Origin of the sequence: Serratia sp. 2723 (assembly GCF_050434425.1) — a bacterium.
Lineage (GTDB): Bacteria > Pseudomonadota > Gammaproteobacteria > Enterobacterales > Enterobacteriaceae > Chania.
Window position 1 is genome coordinate 109,085 of sequence record NZ_JBNDIN010000008.1, and the last position, 17,869, is coordinate 126,953.

The following is a 17,869-nucleotide window of genomic DNA, read 5'->3' on the forward strand; positions in this document are numbered from 1 at the left end:
TCAGCAGCACTCAGCTAAAGCTGACTGTTTCACCGGACTGTGTGCTGGCCGCTTCACTCAGCAGCTCGTAAAATTCCCGGCCGCTGCGATCGCACTGCCAGCTCTCGTCACGATAGGTAAAGTGATAGCCTCCGGCCTTGGTGGCCAGCCACACCTGGTGCAACGGCTCCTGACGGTTGATCACAATCTTGCTGCCGTTTTCGAAGCTTAGCGTCATCACCCCACCGTTGGTTTCGTAATCGATATCCGCATCGCCGTCAAAATCGTCCAGGGTCTGTTCAATATTCAGCATCAGTTGGTCGGCCAACTGGTGAAACTCGCTATCGTTCATATTCGATTCCTATTGCTTTTCATGATCCACCTGCGATTATAGTGAGCTTGGACGCATGAATTACAGGCATTAATGCAAATGAAAAAACAACTACGCTATGCGCTGATGGCCGTTTTGCTGGCCGGGCTTTCTGGCTGTGGCCTGAAGGGCCCACTGTATTTTCCACCGAAGGACAAACCGGCAGAGCAACCGGTAACCAGTGCCGGTACCGTTAGTAAAAACCAACAAGAACCCGCGGGCACTCAGCCGCAACCGTCGATGAGCAACCAGTAATGAGCCTTTATGGTGGCTGATGCCGCCATAAATATCAGACGGATAGCGCGTCCAGAAAGCGGAGTATGATATGCAGTTCTCCAAAATGCACGGTTTAGGCAACGACTTTATGGTGGTCGATGCCGTTACACAGAACGTCTACTTTTCACCTGAGCTGATCCGCCGCCTGGCCGATCGGCATTTGGGCGTGGGTTTTGACCAGATGCTGGTGGTAGAACCGCCGTACGATCCCGAACTCGATTTCCATTACCGCATTTTCAATGCTGACGGTAGCGAAGTGGCTCAGTGTGGCAACGGCGCTCGCTGTTTTGCCCGCTTTGTGCGCTTGAAAGGCTTGACCAACAAACGTGATATCCGCGTCAGCACCCAGACCGGGCGCATGATACTGAGCGTCACCGATGATGACCTGGTGTGCGTCAATATGGGTGAGCCGAACTTCGATCCGCAGATTGTGCCGTTCCGCGCCACTAAAGCGGAAAAAACCTACATCATGCGCGCGGCGGAACATACGGTGCTGTGCGGCGTGGTCTCGATGGGCAACCCACATTGCGTATTGCAGGTAGACGACGTGAAAACCGCCAAGGTAGAGCTGCTGGGGCCGGTACTGGAAGGGCACGATCGCTTCCCGGAACGCGCCAACATCGGCTTTATGCAGGTGGTAAGCCGTGAGCACATCAAACTGCGGGTTTATGAGCGCGGTGCCGGTGAAACCCAAGCCTGTGGCAGCGGCGCTTGTGCCGCCGTGGCGGTGGGCATCCAGCAAGAGCTGCTGGCGGAAGAGGTGCATGTCGAACTGCCCGGCGGTAGCCTGCATATCCGCTGGAAAGGGCCAGGGGAGCCGTTATTTATGACCGGCCCAGCCACTCATGTTTATGATGGATTTATTCACTTATGAAGCAGGTTGACGATCGGATAGCCACGGGCGTTGAGCTTGATGATGAAACGGTGATGCAATTTCTGATGCAGAATCCGGACTTCTTTATGCGCAATGCCCGGTTGGTTGAACAGATGCGAGTCCCTCACCCGGTGCGGGGTACGGTATCGTTGGTGGAGTGGCATCTGGCGCGTCAGCGCAATCAAATCACCCAGTTGGAAGAAGGGATCACTTTGCTGATGGAGCAGGCCAGCGCCAACGAATCACTGTTTGGCAGCCTGTTGCATCTACAGGCCGACCTGGCCACCGCCAGCAGCCTGCAGGATATGCTCAACCGCTTGCAGCGTTGGGCGAGCGGGTTTGGGCTGGCAGGTGCGAATATCCGCCTGTTTACCGATCGCTGGAATATTGGCGCGCCGTCGGATTTCACCCATCTTGGCCTGGCGCGCTCGGCGTTTGAGCCGCTGCGTATTCAACGCCTGGGCGATCGCTATCACTACCTCGGCAACCTTAATTGCCCCGAGCTGCTGTTGCTGCTGCCGCAGGCTAAACAGGTTGGTTCCGTGGCACTGTCGTTGCTGGGGGAGCAGGGCGATCTCGGCATGGTGATCTTCAGCAGCCGCGATACCCAACATTATCAACAGGGGATGGGCACCGTGATGCTCGGCCAACTGGCGCGTATGTTGCCAAAACTGTTGGAACGCTGGATAGAACGCATATGACCGGCGTAGCGGCCAACCTGCAACCGCCGGTGGACGCTTTCCTGCGTTATTTAAAGGTGGAGCGGCAACTCAGCCCACTGACGCAGATCAGCTATTCGCGCCAACTACAGGCGTTGATTACCCTGGCAAGCGAACTGGGTGTCAGCGAATGGCCGATGCTGGATGCTGCCAGAGTGCGTCAACTGGCAGCCCGCAGTAAGCGGGCTGGGTTGCAGTCTTCCAGCCTGGCGCTACGCCTCTCTGCATTACGCAGCTTTCTGGACTGGCTGGTCGGCCAGGGTGTGATAAGCGCCAACCCCGCCAAAGGCATTCGTACACCGCGCAGTGGCCGTCATTTGCCGAAGAATATCGACGTCGATGAAATGAACCAACTGCTGAACATCGATCTCAACGATCCGCTGGCGGTTCGCGATCGCGCGATGCTGGAGGTGATGTACGGGGCCGGGCTACGTCTGGCCGAACTGGTGGGGCTGGATTGCCGCCATGTCGATCTGGGCGGCGGTGAGATCTGGGTGCTGGGGAAAGGCAGCAAAGAGCGTAAATTGCCAATAGGCCGCACGGCGGTTACCTGGCTGGAACACTGGCTGGCGTTGCGCGATCTGTTTGCGCCACAGGATGATGCCATGTTCCTCTCCAATCAGGGCAAGCGTATCTCGGCGCGCAATGTACAAAAGCGTTTTGCCGAGTGGGGCGTCAAGCAGGGCATCAACAGCCATATCCATCCGCACAAGCTGCGCCACTCCTTTGCCACCCATATGCTGGAATCGAGCGGCGATCTGCGCGCGGTGCAGGAGTTGCTGGGGCACGCCAACCTGACCACCACGCAAATTTATACCCACCTCGACTTTCAACATCTGGCGAACGTGTACGATGCCGCGCATCCACGCGCCAAACGAGGGAAATCCTGATGCACTTTTACCGTCCGTTACGCCCGTTGGTTGCGCTGACTTTCGACCTGGACGATACGCTGTATGACAACCGTCCGGTGATCAAGCAGACCGAGCATGAGTCGGTGGCCTTTCTGCAGAACTACCACCCGGGATTGAGCCACTTTCAGTCGGCGGATTTCCATCGTCTGCGGCAGGAACTGCGGGAACAGGATCCGGAGATTTACCACGACGTTACCCAATGGCGTTGGCGGGCGATCCACCTGGCGTTGAGCCGTCAGGGGCTGCGCGATGCTGAAGCGTCCATTGGTGCGGATGCCGCCATGCAGAACTTTGCCCTGTGGCGCAGCCGTATCGATGTGCCAGAAGCCACTCACGCGACCTTGCGGGCGTTGGGGCAACGTTATCCGCTGGTGGCGATCACCAACGGCAATGCCGATCCGGCCCAGTGCGGGCTGGAGCAATACTTCCAGTTTGTGCTGCGCTCCGGGCCAGATGGCCGCGCCAAACCGTATCAGGATATGTATCAACTGGCGGTCGAAAGGCTGGGCGTGGCGCCAGACCAAATCCTGCATGTCGGGGATGATCTGACCACCGACGTTGCCGGGGCGCTGCGTTCGGGCCTGCAAGCCTGCTGGATCAACGACCGTCAGCGCAGCCTGATGCAGGTGGCTGACAGCCGCCTTCTACCACATATTGAGATTTCGCAGTTGGCATCGCTGACAGCATTGTTATAATCCCAGCAGAACTCTGTATAAATTCCCAGTGGAAAGCGCGTGGAAGGCGGGTTTTCCCTTTACCAATCAATGGTGCCTATGGACGTTTCCGACCTGCTCGACAGCATGAATGATAAACAACGTGAAGCCGTGGCTGCGCCACGCAGCAACCTGTTGGTGCTGGCCGGTGCAGGCAGCGGCAAGACCCGGGTGCTGGTGCATCGCATTGCCTGGCTACTGGCGGTGGAGAACTGCTCGCCGTACTCGATCATGGCGGTGACCTTCACCAACAAGGCGGCGGCAGAGATGCGCCACCGTATCGAACACCTGATTGGCACCAGCCAGGGCGGCATGTGGATCGGCACTTTCCACGGTCTGGCACACCGCCTGCTGCGCGCTCATCATATGGACGCCAACCTGCCGCAGGATTTCCAGATCCTGGATAGTGAAGACCAGCTGCGCCTGCTGAAACGCATCGTGCGGGCGCTGAACATTGACGAGAAGCAATGGCCGCCACGCCAGGCGATGTGGTACATCAACGGCAAGAAAGATGATGGCCTACGCCCGCAGCATATCGAAAGCTACGGCAATCCGGTGGAAGCCACCTGGCTGCGGATCTATCAGGCTTATCAGGAGGCTTGCGACCGTGCAGGGCTGGTCGATTTTGCCGAATTGCTGCTGCGCGCCCATGAGCTGTGGCTGAACAAGCCGCATATCCTCAATCATTATCGTGAGCGCTTCACCAATATCCTGGTGGACGAATTCCAGGATACCAACCGCATCCAGTACGCCTGGATCCACATGCTGGCCGGGGGTAAGGCCAACGTGATGATCGTGGGGGATGATGACCAGTCGATTTACGGCTGGCGTGGTGCGCAGGTGGAAAACATCCAGCGTTTCCTGAAGGATTTCCCCGGTGCGGAAACGGTGCGTCTGGAGCAGAACTACCGCTCGACCAGCACCATCCTAAAGGCTGCCAACACCCTGATCGCCAATAACGACGGGCGCATGGGCAAAAACCTGTGGACCGAAGGGGCCGAAGGCGAGCCGATCTCGATTTACTGTGCGTTCAACGAGCTGGATGAAGCCCGCTTTGTGGTTAACCGCATCAAGGCCTGGCAGGACAACGGCGGCGCGCTGAACGACTGCGCCATCCTGTATCGCAGCAACGCCCAATCGCGCGTGCTGGAAGAAGCCTTGCTGCAAACCGCCATGCCATATCGAATTTATGGCGGCATGCGCTTCTTCGAACGTCAGGAGATCAAGGATGCCTTGGCCTATCTGCGTTTAATTGCCAACCGTAACGACGATGCGGCCTTTGAGCGCGTTGTGAATACCCCAACGCGTGGCATTGGCGATCGCACCCTCGACGTAGTGCGCCAGGCGGCACGAGACCGCCAGCTGACGCTGTGGCAGGCTACGCGTGCGCTGCTGCAAGATAAGGTGCTGGCGGGCCGTGCAGCGTCCTCCCTGCAGCGTTTTCTGGAGCTGGTGGACTCACTGGCTCACGAAACCGCCGAAATGCCGCTGCATGTGCAAACCGACCGGGTGATCCGCGATTCCGGGCTGTTCATCATGTATGAGCAGGAAAAGGGCGAGAAGGGTCAGGCGCGTATCGAAAACCTTGAGGAACTGGTCACGGCTACGCGCCAGTACAGCTACCAGGATGAAGATCAGGATCTGATGCCGTTGCAGGCCTTCCTGTCCCATGCCGCGCTGGAAGCGGGAGAAGGGCAGGCAGATGCCTATCAGGACGCAGTTCAGCTGATGACCCTGCACTCGGCCAAAGGGCTGGAGTTTCGCCAGGTGTTTATCGTCGGCATGGAAGAGGGCATGTTCCCAAGCCAGATGTCGCTGGACGAAGGTGGCCGCCTGGAAGAGGAACGCCGTCTGGCCTATGTTGGCCTGACCCGTGCGATGCAAAAATTGACGCTGACCTATGCGGAAACCCGCCGCCTGTATGGCAAAGAGGTGTATCACCGGCCATCACGCTTTATCGGTGAGATCCCGGAAGACTGTGTGGAAGAGGTGCGCCTGCGGGCCAGTGTCTCACGTTCAGTGAGCCACCGCAGGATGGGGACGCCGATCAGTGAAAACGACACCGGTTACAAGCTGGGGCAGCGTGTGCGCCATGCCAAGTTTGGCGAGGGTACCATCGTCAATCTGGAAGGCAGCGGTGAACACAGCCGGTTGCAGATCGCGTTTCAGGGTGAAGGCATCAAGTGGCTGGTAGCGGCTTACGCCAAGCTGGAAACGGTGTAACGGGGAAACGTTCCCCTCACCCCAACCCTCTCCCACAGGGAGAGGGAGCTGAAAGTCCCTGCTCTGTTGGAGGCTAGAAGATAATCTCAGCAAAACTTGAGTTTCCCTTCACCTAAGGTGAGCCAACAAAAGCACATGACGTATCACCGTTCTTTCAGGCCAACTCGATCGGTCCCCTCGCCCTTTGGGAGAGGGTTAGGGTGAGGGGACAATAATTTAGTGAGCGAAACGATCGCCCACTTTGGCCGTGGCATACCAGCGCATTACCGCTTCGATCCCCTCGCCACCTTCCGGTGGAGCCCAATGCATACAGTCTTCTTCGCCGAGTGCCTGATAAGGGCCATGCTTCACTTCAAACACCACGCCACCCGGATCGACAGACAGCACCGCATGCCAGGTCAACGCCGGCATCTCCAGCACCTTGGTTTCTTCACCTAGCAGGGTGCGTTGGGTGACCACGCCTTCGTCATTGAACTGCAGCACCACGAAACGGCCACGCAGCGGGGTGAGTAACTCCCAGGTTTGCGGGTGGCGGTGTGGGCGAATATAGGTGCCAGGCTCCATGGCAATCGCCAGGCGCTGCACCGGATCGCTCAACTCTTCATGCAAGGTACGATGGGCACGCAGGCGTGGCACTGTGGCTGCCTGTTCGCTCATGGTCGTCAAGTCGTGGGCGGTAATCTGTTTCATGTCGTCAATCCGCAATATTTCTGTGCGCTAATCTTAGCAAGATTCGTGGCCGCGGTCAGAGATCGCGACCAGGTTTTCCATCAGGCGTGCCAAGGTTGCAGGAGTGTTACAAACTGGCCGCGAGCGTGATGAATTGTTGCGCGATTATCCGCCCTAACCGGTTGACAGGCTTTTTCTTCTCGGCGTAACATGCGCGCACGAATATCAATGAGGACACACGCCTTGGACACACCCAGTAGATACTGGCTCACAGACCTGGACACCAGGTACAACTTCTAAGGCTATCCCATTGCGCTGATACCCTTCGTGGTTGTCGGCGACCCTCCCCAGCGTCGCTCCGAGTCAGATCTCTTCATGGTCTGGAACGAGCTGGTATTGCATACTTCCCTCGCTTTCTGTGCTTCAATGCGTTGTCTACCCCGTTACCATTAGGGAGTTTTGGCACATGCTAAGCGCTTTTAAATTAGATAACAGCCGCTTATCCCGTCTGGAGTTGGATGACTCAGATGATTTGACCTCGTCGCTGTGGGTTGACCTGGTTGAGCCGGAGGAAGGCGAACGCGAGCGCGTGCAAAGTGAGTTGGGCCAAAGTCTGGCGACACGCCCCGAACTGGATGATATCGAAGCCTCGGCCCGTTTCTTCGAAGATGATGACGGCCTGCATATCCACTCCTTTTTCTACTACGAAGACGCCGAAGATCACGCGGGCAACTCTACCGTGGCATTCACCATCCGCGATGGCCGCCTGTATACCCTGCGTGAACGCGAACTGCCCGCTTTCCGGCTTTACCGGATGCGTGCGCGCAATATGCGGATGGTGGACGGCAACGCCTACGAGCTGCTGCTGGATCTGTTTGAAACCAAAATTGAACAGCTGGCCGACGAGATAGAAAACGTCTACAGCGATCTGGAAAAGCTCAGCCGGGTGATTATGGAAGGGCATCAGGGCGACGAATATGATGAAGCGCTGTCCACGCTGGCCGAGCAGGAAGATATCGGTTGGAAGGTACGCCTGTGTCTGATGGATACCCAACGTGCGCTGAATTTCCTGGTGCGCAAGGCGCGTTTGCCAACCAGCCAGCTGGAACAGGCGCGGGAAGTGCTGCGCGATATTGAATCCCTGCTGCCCCATAACGAATCGTTGTTCCAGAAGGTCAACTTCCTGATGCAGGCGGCGATGGGCTTTATCAACATCGAACAGAACCGCATCATCAAGATCTTCTCGGTGGTTTCGGTAGTATTCCTGCCGCCGACGTTGGTGGCTTCAAGCTACGGGATGAACTTTGAGTTTATGCCCGAGCTGCGTTGGTCGTTCGGCTACCCGGGGGCGATAGCGTTGATGATCGTGGCGGGGCTGGCACCTTATCTCTACTTCAAACGCAAGAACTGGCTTTAAATCCGGCTCTCGTACGCTTCGGGTGGTGGTCTGCACCATCGCCCCATTTTATCTTCAATGATCCCTCCTTCGCCCGTTAAACCGGGGTAGAATATCCCCACTGCTTATCGGCTCGTAAGGCATGAGTTTTGATGGAGAAGTTCCCGCGCGTCATTCAATGGCTGATCCTGCTGCTGGCTTCGCTGGTGTTGGGGTTTGGTCTACAGGCCTTCCACGTTCCTGCCGCCTTGCTGCTGGGGCCGATGATTGTCGGTGTCGCGATGGGGTTGCTCGGCGCTTCGGTGCGCATTCCTGGCCCCTTCTTTATTGCGGCGCAGGCGATATTGGGCTGTATGATCGCCCAAAGCCTTTCGCCCAATATTCTTACCCCCCTGTTGGATGACTGGCCGCTGGTGTTGCTGGTGCTGATCGCGACGCTGTTGGCGAGCGGCGTGTCCGGCTGGTGCCTGGTGCGTTTCAGTGGGCTGCCCGGTCCTACCGGTGCCTGGGGATCTTCCCCTGGCGGCGCATCGGCGATGGTAGCGATGGCGGGAGATTTCGGCGCGGATGTGCGGCTGGTGGCGTTTATGCAGTATCTGCGCGTACTGTTTGTCGCGACGGCAGCAGCGGTCGTGGCGCGAATTGGTCTGGGTGATCAGGCCGGGCAGGGTAGCGCTGCGTTGGAATGGTTCCCTACCCTCGACTGGCGCTTTGCTGGCACCATGGGGGTGGCCATTATCGGCTCCTGGTTAGGACCGCGCCTGCGCATTCCTTCCGGTGCGCTGATGTTGCCAATGATCGCGGGGGCGGCATTACATTCTACCGGCATCATGGCGTTACAGGTGCCCGAGTGGCTGCTGGCGCTGGCCTACACGTTGATTGGCTGGAGCGTTGGGCTGCGTTTTACCCGGCCGATCTTCCTGCTGGCGTTACGCACCTTGCCACAGATGGTGGTATCGATTGTCGCGCTGATGCTGTTTTGCGGCGGGCTGGCGTGGATGTTGACCCAGTTCCTGCCGGTCGATCTGCTGACGGCCTATCTGGCCACCAGCCCCGGCGGGTTGGATACCGTGGCGATCATCGCCGCAGGCAGCCGGGTCGATATCACTTTTGTGATGGCGATGCAGACGCTGCGGCTGTTTACTATTTTGCTGACTGGCCCGGCGATGGCCAGATTCATCTCCAACCACGCCCTGCCCGCACAATCAGCGTAGCCTTCGCTGCTGGTATAAGGCATCCAGCAGGAACAGCACCAAGGCTGCCCAGATAAAGCCAAAGGTCACCAGCTTATCCTGGCCGATGGTCTCGCCGTAGAAGGTGACCGCCAGCAGGAACATCAGCGTTGGCCCCAGGTATTGGAAGAACCCGAGCGTTGACAGGCGCAGGCGGGTGGCTGCTGCGGTAAAGAACAGCAGTGGAACGGTGGTGACCACCCCGGCCGCAACCAGCAGTAAATTCAGCGACCATGGGTTGGCACTCAGATGGCTGGTTGGGCTATCGGCAATCAGGAACAGGTAGATGGCGGCCACCGGCAGCAGCCACAGGGTTTCGATCAGCATGCCGGTTTGTGCATCAATGGCAATCTTCTTGCGCAGCAGGCCGTAGAAGGCAAAGCTGAAGGCCAGACCAAGCCCGATGATCGGCAGCGAACCAAACTGCCACAGCTGCACCAGCACTCCGGTAAAGGCCAAGGCTACGGCCACCCACTGCATACGGCGGAAACGCTCGCCCAGGAACAGCATCCCCAGCAGCACGTTCACCAGCGGATTGATGAAATAGCCCAGGCTGGCCTCCAGCATATGGTGGTTATTCACCGCCCAGATAAACAGCAGCCAGTTCCCTCCCACCAACAGCGCGGTGACGGCCAGCAGCAGTAGCCGCTTGCGGTTTTTACAGGCGGCCCGCACCTGTGGCCAGTTACGGCCCAATGACACCAACCCCAGCATAAAGAAGAAGGACCAGATCACCCGGTGGGTGAGGATTTCATCGGCAGGGACTTGTTGGATCAGTTTGAAATAGGCGGGGGCGATACCCCAAATAAAATAGGCGGCCAGAGCAAAGAAAATGCCCTGCCGCGTCTGTTGAGCGTCCATGACGGTTACCGGATGGGAAAAGGAGATGCGGTGATTTTACTGAAGATAACCGGCCGTGTCCCACAATTGTGTGGTTTGTGGAGCACAACCAGCTGGCAACTTTAGCCCACCAGGTAGGTAGCGGTGGCGCTGGCGATGTGTAAGTCATCGTGGTTGTGCAGCTCAACGCGGGCTACCGCCACTTTATTGCCGCTGCGCAGTACGCTGGCGGATGCGACAAAATGCTCACCACGGCCTGGGCGCAGATAGTCGACGCGCAGATCGATCGTCCCCATGCGCGACAGGCGGGCCGCCAGCTCTTCTTCGATCAGCGGATCCTGGCGCATCAGCACGCTGCCCACACACGCTAGCCCGGCGGCAACATCCAGTACGGAAGCGATCACGCCGCCATGCAGGATTTTCTGGGCGGCATTGCCCACCAGCTTAGGCTGGTTGGTAAAGCTCAATTCAACGTAGTCGTCCTCAAAGCGGCGTAGTTCCAGTCCCAATTCACGGTTAAACGGCATGTGATAGACGAAGATTTCGCCTATTTTCTGGCGGGCGGCTTCGAGGGTTAACAGAGTGTGTGACATAATTCCTTTCTTCATTTGAGTTTGGCCAGCCGATGTACTGGTCAGTCCAGGTTAATAACTTGTGGATTTTATGCTTATCTTTTGTTGCTTTCCAGACCTGACAGATAAATGTATTCACTAGTGCGGTAAATCCTGCAATGTGTGTAAAATGACCTGCTTTTATTTCTGGGTTTTTCCTTATCTTTCGAGAGTAAACAAAATTATGCGCGTTCTGTCTGGGATTGTGATGGCGATGCTGTTTGCGCCAGTAGTGGTGCAGGCTGATGAGGCCACCGAGCAAAAGAATCTGAATAAACCGGCGGTTCGTGGCAGTATCATCGGTAACATGCTGCAACACTATGATAATCCGTTCACTCTGTACCCTTATGAAACGAACTACCTGATCTATACCGATACCAGCGATCTGAACAAAGAAGCGATCAAATCCTACAGTTGGGCGGAAAATGCCCGCAAGGATGAGGTGAAGTTCCAGCTCAGCCTGGCCTTTCCGATCTGGCGTGGCATTGCTGGCGAAAACTCGGTATTGGGGGCCTCTTACACCCAGCGTTCCTGGTGGCAGCTCTCCAACCATGGCGAATCTTCACCGTTTCGTGAAACCAACTACGAACCGCAAATTTTTGTCGGCTGGGCCACGGCGTATAAATTTGCCGGCTGGACGCTGCGTGATATCGAAGTGGGTTTGAATCATGAGTCCAATGGCCGTGAAGATCCTACCTCACGTAGCTGGAACCGTGGTTATGCACGCCTGATGGCGCAGAATGGCGACTGGCAGGTCGAAGTCAAACCCTGGTTCCGCTTCTCGGAAAGCGACAGCAGCGACGATAACCCGGATATCACCAAGTATATGGGCTATTACCGCCTGACGGTGGGCTATGCCTTGGGGGAAAGCGTGTTCAGTGCCGAAGGCCAATACAACTGGAATAGCGGCTTTGGCGGCGCACAGTTGGGCTGGAGCTACCCAATTACCAGCCATGTGCGTTTCTATACCCAGGTATTCAGCGGCTACGGCGAATCGATGATTGATTACAACTTCAAGCAGACACGGCTGGGTGTTGGTGTCATGCTTAACGATATTATGTAGTTTAGGTAATAACGGTGTCAGCCAGGCACCGTGATAGCGAAAAATGGGGAAGTGTGTGTCAACCGCAGCAGTGATAAACAGAGAGTTGCTGGCAGAGCAGGTATTACGCGATACCTTCGGCTACCAGCAGTTCCGTCCGGGTCAACAAACGATTATCAACGCAATTATCGGCGGCCAGGATTGCCTGGTGGTGATGCCGACCGGCGGGGGTAAATCGCTGTGCTACCAGATCCCGGCGCTGGTGATGGATGGACTGACGCTGGTGGTATCCCCACTGATCTCGTTGATGAAAGATCAGGTCGATCAGCTCTTGGCCTACGGCGTTTCCGCTGCCTGCTATAACTCGACGCAAACGCGGGAACAGCAGTTGGAGGTGATGGCAGGCTGCCGCAGCGGTCAGATCAAGATGCTGTATATCGCCCCCGAGCGGCTGATGATGGACAGCTTCCTCGAACTGTTGGATCACTGCCCGCCGGTGATGCTGGCGGTGGATGAGGCGCACTGTATTTCCCAGTGGGGCCACGATTTCCGCCCGGAATACCGCGCACTGGGCCAGTTAAAACAACGCTTCCCGACCATGCCGGTAGTGGCATTGACGGCCACTGCTGATGAAGCCACGCGGGGAGATATTGTGCGTTTGTTGGCGCTAGACGAGCCGCTGATCCAGATCAGCAGTTTCGACCGCCCCAATATCCGCTACACGCTGGTGGAGAAGTTCAAGCCGCTCGACCAACTTTGGCGCTTCGTGCAGGACCAGCGCGGTAAAAGCGGCATTATTTACTGCAACAGCCGCGCCAAGGTCGAAGACACCACCGCACGTCTGCAAAGCCGTGGATTGAGCGTTGGGGCTTATCACGCCGGGCTGGACAACGAACGCCGCTCCCAGGTGCAGGAAGCCTTCCAACGGGATGACTTGCAGGTGGTGGTGGCCACCGTGGCCTTCGGCATGGGCATCAACAAACCCAACGTGCGTTTTGTGGTGCACTTCGATATTCCGCGCAACATCGAGTCTTATTATCAGGAAACTGGTCGTGCAGGGCGTGATGGCCTGCCAGCGGAAGCTATCCTGCTGTATGACCCGGCAGATATGGCCTGGCTGCGCCGTTGCCTGGAAGAGAAACCGGCGGGGCAGCAACTGGATATCGAGCGCCATAAGCTCAACGCCATGGGGGCTTTTGCCGAAGCGCAAACCTGCCGCCGTCTGGTGCTGCTGAACTACTTCGGTGAAGGCAAGCAGCAGGCCTGTGGCAACTGCGATATCTGCCTCGACCCGCCCAAACGTTATGACGGCCTGGAGGATGCCCGCAAGGCGCTGTCGGCGATTGGCCGCGTTGGGCAACGCTTCGGGATAGGTTATGTGGTGGAGGTGCTACGCGGCTCCAATAACCAGCGTATCCGTGAATATGGTCATGAAAAGCTGCCGGTGTACGGCATTGGCCGCGATCAGACCACCGAACACTGGACCAGCGTGCTGCGCCAACTGATCCATCTGGGTTTTATCACCCAGAACATTGCTATGCATTCGGCGCTGCAACTGACCGAGGCTGCCCGCCCGGTGCTGCGTGGCGAAGTGGTGCTACAGCTGGCAGTGCCGCGTATTCAGAGCTTCAAGGTACGCAGCAGCGCCAACCAGAAATCCTACGGCGGTAATTACGATCGCAAGCTGTTTGCCAAACTGCGCAAGCTGCGTAAATCGATTGCCGACGAAGAGAACATCCCCCCGTACGTGGTGTTCAACGACGCAACGCTGCTGGAGATGGCCGAACAGATGCCGATCAGGGCCAGCGAGCTGTTGAGCGTCAACGGCGTGGGGCAGCGTAAGCTGGAACGTTTTGGTGCGCCATTTATGGCGATGATCCGCGCTCACCTTGACGGTGACGACGAATAAAGGGAATCACTGATGCTGATGCTGTTTTTAATGGTGGCGATGGTGCATTTGATTGCGCTGATAAGCCCAGGGCCGGACTTCTTTTTTGTATCGCAAACCGCAGCCAGCCGTTCCCGCCGCGAAGCAATGATGGGCGTGGTGGGGATCTCCCTTGGCGTCATGGTCTGGGCCAGTGTGGCGCTGCTGGGGTTGAACCTGATCCTGCAAAAGATGGCCTGGTTGCACCAGATTATCATGGTGGGCGGCGGCCTGTACCTGTGCTGGATGGGCTGGCAACTGCTGCGCTCCGCCCGTAGCCAGAATGGGCAGACGGCTCCGGCAGCAGAGGTGAAGGTGGCGTTACCCAAGCCGGGCCGCAGCTTTATCCGTGGCTTGCTCACCAATCTCTCCAATCCGAAAGCGGTGATTTACTTTGGTAGCGTGTTCTCGCTGTTTGTTGGTGAGGATGTGGGAGCCGGGGCGCGTTGGGGATTGTTCGCGCTGATCACCGGTGAAACCTTTATCTGGTTCACCCTGGTGGCGATCATCTTCGCGTTACCCGCCATGCGCCGGGGCTATCAGCGGATGGCGAAGTGGATCGATGGCTTGGCCGGGGTGTTATTCACCGGTTTTGGTCTGCACCTGATTTTTACCCGTTAATGATCGTCGGGCCGAACGCTTCGGCCCAATCGATCATGCCTTTCTTGCTGTTGCCAGTAATCCTGCCACCAGAATAAACAGTGAGCCAAAAATCCGGTTCAGCAACTGCATCTGGCGCGGAGTTTTTAGCCAACCGGCAATGCGCGTGGCCAGCGTGGCATAGCCAATCATCACCAGGATATCGATCACCACCGTGGTGACGCCGAGAATGACATACTGCTCGGCCTGTGGCTGGTTGGGCATGATGAACTGTGGGAACAGGGCCGCCAGGAACACGATGCTCTTGGGGTTGGTCAGATTCACCAGCACGGCACGGCGAAACAGACGGCGGCGTGGCAGGGTGCCTGCCAGAGTGTGCAGATCCAACGCGCCTGCGGCGCGCCACTGCTGGATACCCAGCCACACCAGATAGGCCGCACCAAACCATTTCAGCAATTCAAAGGCCAGCAGCGATTGGGAGACCACCGCGCCGAGGCCAATCCCCACCAGCACGATATGGATACTCAGGCCAACCTGCAGACCCGCGATCGACGCTGCCGCTCCGCGATAGCCGTGGCTGATGCCGGTACTCATGGTGTTGATGGCACCGGAGCCGGGGGAAAGACTGAGGATAAGGGTTGTCAGCAGATAGGTTAACCACCAGTCCAGGGTCATCGCAATACACCAATTTGTCACCAATTTGTGCCACAATACGCTAGTATGATTTCCCGTGCCAGAGATCACATTCACCTCTCTGAACATCCCGTTAAAAGGTAGGCCATGTCGTCATTCACCCTTGATCCCGCGCAATGGTTAAACCGTGAAAAGCAGTTTTCTGCCTTCGCGACCGGGCCACTGCTGGATTTTTGGCGGCGACGTGAAGAAGGGGAGTTCACCGGCGTGGGGGGCGTACCGATCCGCTTTGTGCGCTTTGCTTCCCCGTTGCATCAGCGGGTGGTGGTGATTAGTCCGGGGCGCATCGAAAGCTATATCAAGTACTCGGAAGTGGCGTACGATCTGTTTCACAGCGGCTATGACGTGATGATCATCGATCATCGTGGTCAGGGGCTGTCCGGACGTATGTTGGCAGATACGCACCGTGGGCATGTGATAAACTTTGCCGACTACGTGGACGATTTTGCCCAGTTTTACCATCAGCAGGTTAAACCCTTGGGTTACCGGCAGCATGTTGCGCTGGCACACTCGATGGGGGGCGCGATACTGGCGCAGTTTCTGGCACGGGAGCCACAGGCGTTTGCTGCAGCTGCACTCTGTGCGCCGATGTTGGGCATTTATCTGCCGATGCCGGGCTGGATGGTCAACGGTATTTTGAACTGGACGGAAAAGCGCCCAGGGCTGCGTGACTATTACGCGGTTGGTACCGGGCAATGGCGGCCATTGCCCTATGTGGTCAATACGCTGACCCACAGCCGCGAGCGTTATCGTCGCAACCTGCGTTATTACGCCGATTATCCCGAGCTGCGGGTCGGTGGGCCAACCTATCACTGGGTCAGGGAAAGTATTCTGGCCGGGCAGCAGATCATTGCCCAGGCTGCTGGCATCACTACGCCGATTTTATTATTACAGGCCGGTGAGGATCGGGTGGTAGACAACCGTTCCCAGCGCGCTTTTTGTCAGGCACTGTCAGACGCGGGGCACCCTTGTGAAGGGGGAAAACCGTGGGTTATCAAAGGCGCTCGCCATGAGATCCTGTTTGAACGGGACGCGATGCGCGCCGAGGCACTGAACGCAATCCTGCGTTTCTTTGCTCAGCACTTAGGCGGTACTGCTGCCGCCGAAAATTCCACTAGAGGTTAGAACATATCGCTATGTATCACGTCGTTGCTTCCGATTTAGACGGCACTCTGCTGTCCCCTGAGCACACCTTGACACCATACGCCAAAGAAACTCTGCAACTGCTGACGCAGCAGGGCGTACACTTTGTTTTCGCAACCGGCCGCCACCATATCGACGTTTCCCAGATCCGCGATAATCTCGGCATCAGTGCTTTTATGATCACCTCCAACGGTGCGCGGGTACATAACACCGCCGGTGAGCTGATCTTCAGCCACAATCTGGATGAAGATATCGCCCGCGATCTGTACAACATGATGCACGATAACCAGGATATCCTGACCAACGTCTACCGCAACGACGATTGGTTCATGAACCGTGAAAGCCCGGAGCAGGAAGAATTTTTCCAGGAATCGATCTTTAAATATGAGCTGTTTGAGCCGGGCTTGCTGGAAACCGATGGCGTGTGCAAGGTGTATTTCACCTGCGACGATCATGATTTGCTGCTGCCGTTGGAAGATGCCATCAACGCGCGCTGGGGCGATCGGGTCAACGTCAGCTTCTCGTTCCCAACCTGCCTGGAAGTGATGGCCGGTGGCGTATCGAAAGGCCATGCGTTGGAAGAGGTGGCCAAGATCATCGGCTATTCGCTCAACGAGTGCATCGCCTTTGGCGACGGTATGAACGATCTGGAAATGCTGTCGATGGCGGGGAAAGGCTGCATCATGCAGGATGCCCAGCAGCGTCTGAAAGACAAGTTGCCGGAGCTGGAAGTGATTGGCTCCAACGTTGACGACGCCGTGCCTCATTACCTGCGTAAAATGTACTCGATTTAACTGATCGGGGCGCAGTCTTCACCGGCTGCGCCCACCGAGCGACCTGGCTCACATTCCATGGTCAGCTGTGAAGCATTATTCCTGGACCTTGCAGACCAAATCGTACGAAGATAATTTGCCGTCCGGGGTACCTTGGATCAGCTCGATATCCTGATCCAGGCTGCAAAATAAAGCGGCGGCGCTGTGCAGCGGTGTGGCGTAGGTAATATCCATGAACAGGCGGCTGACGTTATCAGCCGGTCTGTTTTTCAACTGTTTCTTTACCCACTGTTCCAGCTCAAGCGCGATTTTTTGCAGATCGTCATTTTCTTTCAGCAGGTGGATCTCAACCTCTCTTGCCCCTTCAATGCTGGCCAGTTCGGTCTGATACTCAAGCTGTAAGGCTTGAGGGAGCAGCAACGACAGTTTCTCTGCATTGGTATAGGTTTGCAGGAACGGCACAACTTTGCCAACCGCCGGGGTGCCGACCACATGTGGGCCGTGCAGCAGCGGTTTTTTCTTGGTGATGCGGTAGATATGGGGTTTTTTAACGTGGTGTAACGTCATGACCGAGGCCAACAGCAACAGCAGCGTGGTAAACAACAGCGGGATAAACCAGATGAAGAAACTGGTCAGATCGGTAAACGGGTGCGCATAGCGCTCGACGTCATCCGGGCGGAAGAAGCGCAATATCATCTTGAAGATCAGCCCTTCATTCAGCGCATCGGTGACCCAACCGGTCAGCACTATGGCGGAAAGGGCATAACAAGACGTCTTGATATGATGCAGTAACACTGAACGTTCCACGATCTCTTTTCCTTATCAATCGCCGACGGCCGTATCCTTTCATCACCTAGAGTAATAATCAAGGAGGAGAC

The 17,869-nt window shown here is 56.8% G+C and carries 20 protein-coding genes; 14 read left to right on the top strand and 6 right to left on the bottom strand.

Features of this window, described 5'->3' with window-relative positions; genetic code table 11:
* Window positions 1-10: 10 nt before the first annotated feature.
* Window positions 11-331 (bottom strand): iron donor protein CyaY, encoded by a 321-nt coding sequence (gene cyaY, locus ABIE29_RS14145; protein WP_024484168.1) that lies wholly within the window; start codon window positions 329-331, stop codon window positions 11-13.
* 78 nt (window positions 332-409) lie between these two features.
* Between cyaY and lptM the strand changes: the two genes are divergently transcribed.
* The 6 genes from lptM to uvrD all read left to right on the top strand — a co-directional run bounded on the left by lptM (window position 410) and on the right by uvrD (window position 6,065).
* Window positions 410-604 (top strand): LPS translocon maturation chaperone LptM, encoded by a 195-nt coding sequence (gene lptM / locus ABIE29_RS14150; protein WP_429619384.1) that lies wholly within the window; start codon window positions 410-412, stop codon window positions 602-604.
* A gap of 70 nt (window positions 605-674) precedes the next feature.
* On the top strand, window positions 675-1,499 hold the full coding sequence (dapF, locus tag ABIE29_RS14155) for a diaminopimelate epimerase (RefSeq protein ID WP_021181537.1): 825 nt from the start codon (window positions 675-677) through the stop codon (window positions 1,497-1,499).
* Complete coding sequence (locus ABIE29_RS14160) at window positions 1,496-2,200, top strand: DUF484 domain-containing protein (RefSeq protein ID WP_429619385.1); 705 nt, start codon at window positions 1,496-1,498, stop codon at window positions 2,198-2,200. Before dapF ends, ABIE29_RS14160 begins: the two co-directional genes overlap by 4 nt.
* Window positions 2,197-3,108 (top strand): tyrosine recombinase XerC, encoded by a 912-nt coding sequence (xerC, locus tag ABIE29_RS14165; protein ID WP_429619386.1) that lies wholly within the window; start codon window positions 2,197-2,199, stop codon window positions 3,106-3,108. Before ABIE29_RS14160 ends, xerC begins: the two co-directional genes overlap by 4 nt.
* On the top strand, window positions 3,108-3,824 hold the full coding sequence (yigB, locus tag ABIE29_RS14170) for a 5-amino-6-(5-phospho-D-ribitylamino)uracil phosphatase YigB (protein ID WP_429619387.1): 717 nt from the start codon (window positions 3,108-3,110) through the stop codon (window positions 3,822-3,824). Before xerC ends, yigB begins: the two co-directional genes overlap by 1 nt.
* 78 nt (window positions 3,825-3,902) lie before the next feature.
* Entirely contained in the window at window positions 3,903-6,065 is a 2,163-nt protein-coding gene (uvrD, locus tag ABIE29_RS14175; RefSeq protein WP_021181533.1) for a DNA helicase II, read from the top strand.
* A gap of 216 nt (window positions 6,066-6,281) precedes the next feature.
* Here the strand turns inward: uvrD and ABIE29_RS14180 are convergent, their stop codons facing one another.
* Window positions 6,282-6,755, bottom strand: coding sequence for a WbuC family cupin fold metalloprotein (locus ABIE29_RS14180; protein ID WP_429619388.1), 474 nt, complete (start codon window positions 6,753-6,755; stop codon window positions 6,282-6,284).
* Between the two features lie 207 nt (window positions 6,756-6,962).
* Here ABIE29_RS14180 and ysgD point away from each other — a divergent pair, with 207 nt between their 5' ends.
* From ysgD to ABIE29_RS14195, 3 genes are all read left to right on the top strand, one after another.
* Entirely contained in the window at window positions 6,963-7,034 is a 72-nt protein-coding gene (ysgD, locus tag ABIE29_RS14185) for a YsgD/CorL family protein (RefSeq protein WP_363136375.1), read from the top strand.
* 166 nt (window positions 7,035-7,200) lie between these two features.
* Window positions 7,201-8,151 (top strand): magnesium/cobalt transporter CorA, encoded by a 951-nt coding sequence (gene corA / locus ABIE29_RS14190; protein ID WP_429619389.1) that lies wholly within the window; start codon window positions 7,201-7,203, stop codon window positions 8,149-8,151.
* Window positions 8,152-8,282: 131 nt separating this feature from the next.
* Window positions 8,283-9,344, top strand: coding sequence for an AbrB family transcriptional regulator (locus ABIE29_RS14195; RefSeq protein WP_429619390.1), 1,062 nt, complete (start codon window positions 8,283-8,285; stop codon window positions 9,342-9,344).
* On the opposite strand, the gene rarD is transcribed toward ABIE29_RS14195, so the two are convergent.
* Window positions 9,336-10,223: an EamA family transporter RarD gene (gene rarD, locus ABIE29_RS14200; RefSeq protein WP_429619391.1), complete on the bottom strand. Its 888-nt coding sequence runs from the start codon at window positions 10,221-10,223 to the stop codon at window positions 9,336-9,338. The genes ABIE29_RS14195 and rarD overlap by 9 nt on opposite strands.
* Before the next feature lie 101 nt (window positions 10,224-10,324).
* Window positions 10,325-10,795, bottom strand: a complete 471-nt coding sequence (locus ABIE29_RS14205) for a thioesterase family protein (RefSeq protein WP_429619392.1) — start codon at window positions 10,793-10,795, stop codon at window positions 10,325-10,327.
* Window positions 10,796-10,997: 202 nt separating this feature from the next.
* Here ABIE29_RS14205 and pldA point away from each other — a divergent pair, with 202 nt between their 5' ends.
* Genes pldA through rhtC form a run of 3 tightly spaced genes read left to right on the top strand, consistent with a single transcriptional unit; the run spans window position 10,998 to window position 14,403 of the window.
* Entirely contained in the window at window positions 10,998-11,876 is an 879-nt protein-coding gene (gene pldA / locus ABIE29_RS14210) for a phospholipase A (protein WP_429619393.1), read from the top strand.
* Between the two features lie 55 nt (window positions 11,877-11,931).
* Entirely contained in the window at window positions 11,932-13,764 is a 1,833-nt protein-coding gene (recQ, locus tag ABIE29_RS14215) for an ATP-dependent DNA helicase RecQ (protein ID WP_429619394.1), read from the top strand.
* A gap of 12 nt (window positions 13,765-13,776) precedes the next feature.
* On the top strand, window positions 13,777-14,403 hold the full coding sequence (gene rhtC, locus ABIE29_RS14220) for a threonine export protein RhtC (RefSeq protein ID WP_429619395.1): 627 nt from the start codon (window positions 13,777-13,779) through the stop codon (window positions 14,401-14,403).
* 33 nt (window positions 14,404-14,436) lie between these two features.
* Here the strand turns inward: rhtC and rhtB are convergent, their stop codons facing one another.
* Window positions 14,437-15,057: a homoserine/homoserine lactone efflux protein gene (rhtB, locus tag ABIE29_RS14225; RefSeq protein ID WP_429619451.1), complete on the bottom strand. Its 621-nt coding sequence runs from the start codon at window positions 15,055-15,057 to the stop codon at window positions 14,437-14,439.
* A 105-nt stretch (window positions 15,058-15,162) separates the two neighbouring features.
* Here rhtB and pldB point away from each other — a divergent pair, with 105 nt between their 5' ends.
* A complete protein-coding gene (gene pldB / locus ABIE29_RS14230; RefSeq protein WP_429619396.1) occupies window positions 15,163-16,200 on the top strand; it encodes a lysophospholipase L2 in 1,038 nt (345 codons plus the stop codon).
* Window positions 16,201-16,211: 11 nt separating this feature from the next.
* Window positions 16,212-17,012 (top strand): sugar/pyridoxal phosphate phosphatase YigL, encoded by an 801-nt coding sequence (gene yigL / locus ABIE29_RS14235; protein WP_429619397.1) that lies wholly within the window; start codon window positions 16,212-16,214, stop codon window positions 17,010-17,012.
* Between the two features lie 75 nt (window positions 17,013-17,087).
* Here yigL and ABIE29_RS14240 read toward each other — a convergent pair whose 3' ends face one another.
* A complete protein-coding gene (locus ABIE29_RS14240; RefSeq protein WP_429619398.1) occupies window positions 17,088-17,798 on the bottom strand; it encodes a hypothetical protein in 711 nt (236 codons plus the stop codon).
* Between the last annotated feature and the right edge of the window lie 71 nt (window positions 17,799-17,869).

Excerpts from the sequence above, each read along its gene's own strand:
- cyaY (WP_024484168.1), bottom strand. The coding sequence starts at position 331 with ATGAACGATAGCGAGTTTCACCAGTTGGCCGACCAACTGATGCTGAAT.
- lptM (WP_429619384.1), top strand. The coding sequence starts at position 410 with ATGAAAAAACAACTACGCTATGCGCTGATGGCCGTTTTGCTGGCCGGG.
- dapF (WP_021181537.1), top strand. The coding sequence starts at position 675 with ATGCAGTTCTCCAAAATGCACGGTTTAGGCAACGACTTTATGGTGGTC.
- ABIE29_RS14160 (WP_429619385.1), top strand. The coding sequence starts at position 1,496 with ATGAAGCAGGTTGACGATCGGATAGCCACGGGCGTTGAGCTTGATGAT.
- xerC (WP_429619386.1), top strand. The coding sequence starts at position 2,197 with ATGACCGGCGTAGCGGCCAACCTGCAACCGCCGGTGGACGCTTTCCTG.
- yigB (WP_429619387.1), top strand. The coding sequence starts at position 3,108 with ATGCACTTTTACCGTCCGTTACGCCCGTTGGTTGCGCTGACTTTCGAC.
- uvrD (WP_021181533.1), top strand. The coding sequence starts at position 3,903 with ATGGACGTTTCCGACCTGCTCGACAGCATGAATGATAAACAACGTGAA.
- ABIE29_RS14180 (WP_429619388.1), bottom strand. The coding sequence starts at position 6,755 with ATGAAACAGATTACCGCCCACGACTTGACGACCATGAGCGAACAGGCA.
- corA (WP_429619389.1), top strand. The coding sequence starts at position 7,201 with ATGCTAAGCGCTTTTAAATTAGATAACAGCCGCTTATCCCGTCTGGAG.
- ABIE29_RS14195 (WP_429619390.1), top strand. The coding sequence starts at position 8,283 with ATGGAGAAGTTCCCGCGCGTCATTCAATGGCTGATCCTGCTGCTGGCT.
- rarD (WP_429619391.1), bottom strand. The coding sequence starts at position 10,223 with ATGGACGCTCAACAGACGCGGCAGGGCATTTTCTTTGCTCTGGCCGCC.
- ABIE29_RS14205 (WP_429619392.1), bottom strand. The coding sequence starts at position 10,795 with ATGTCACACACTCTGTTAACCCTCGAAGCCGCCCGCCAGAAAATAGGC.
- pldA (WP_429619393.1), top strand. The coding sequence starts at position 10,998 with ATGCGCGTTCTGTCTGGGATTGTGATGGCGATGCTGTTTGCGCCAGTA.
- rhtC (WP_429619395.1), top strand. The coding sequence starts at position 13,777 with ATGCTGATGCTGTTTTTAATGGTGGCGATGGTGCATTTGATTGCGCTG.
- rhtB (WP_429619451.1), bottom strand. The coding sequence starts at position 15,057 with ATGACCCTGGACTGGTGGTTAACCTATCTGCTGACAACCCTTATCCTC.
- pldB (WP_429619396.1), top strand. The coding sequence starts at position 15,163 with ATGTCGTCATTCACCCTTGATCCCGCGCAATGGTTAAACCGTGAAAAG.
- yigL (WP_429619397.1), top strand. The coding sequence starts at position 16,212 with ATGTATCACGTCGTTGCTTCCGATTTAGACGGCACTCTGCTGTCCCCT.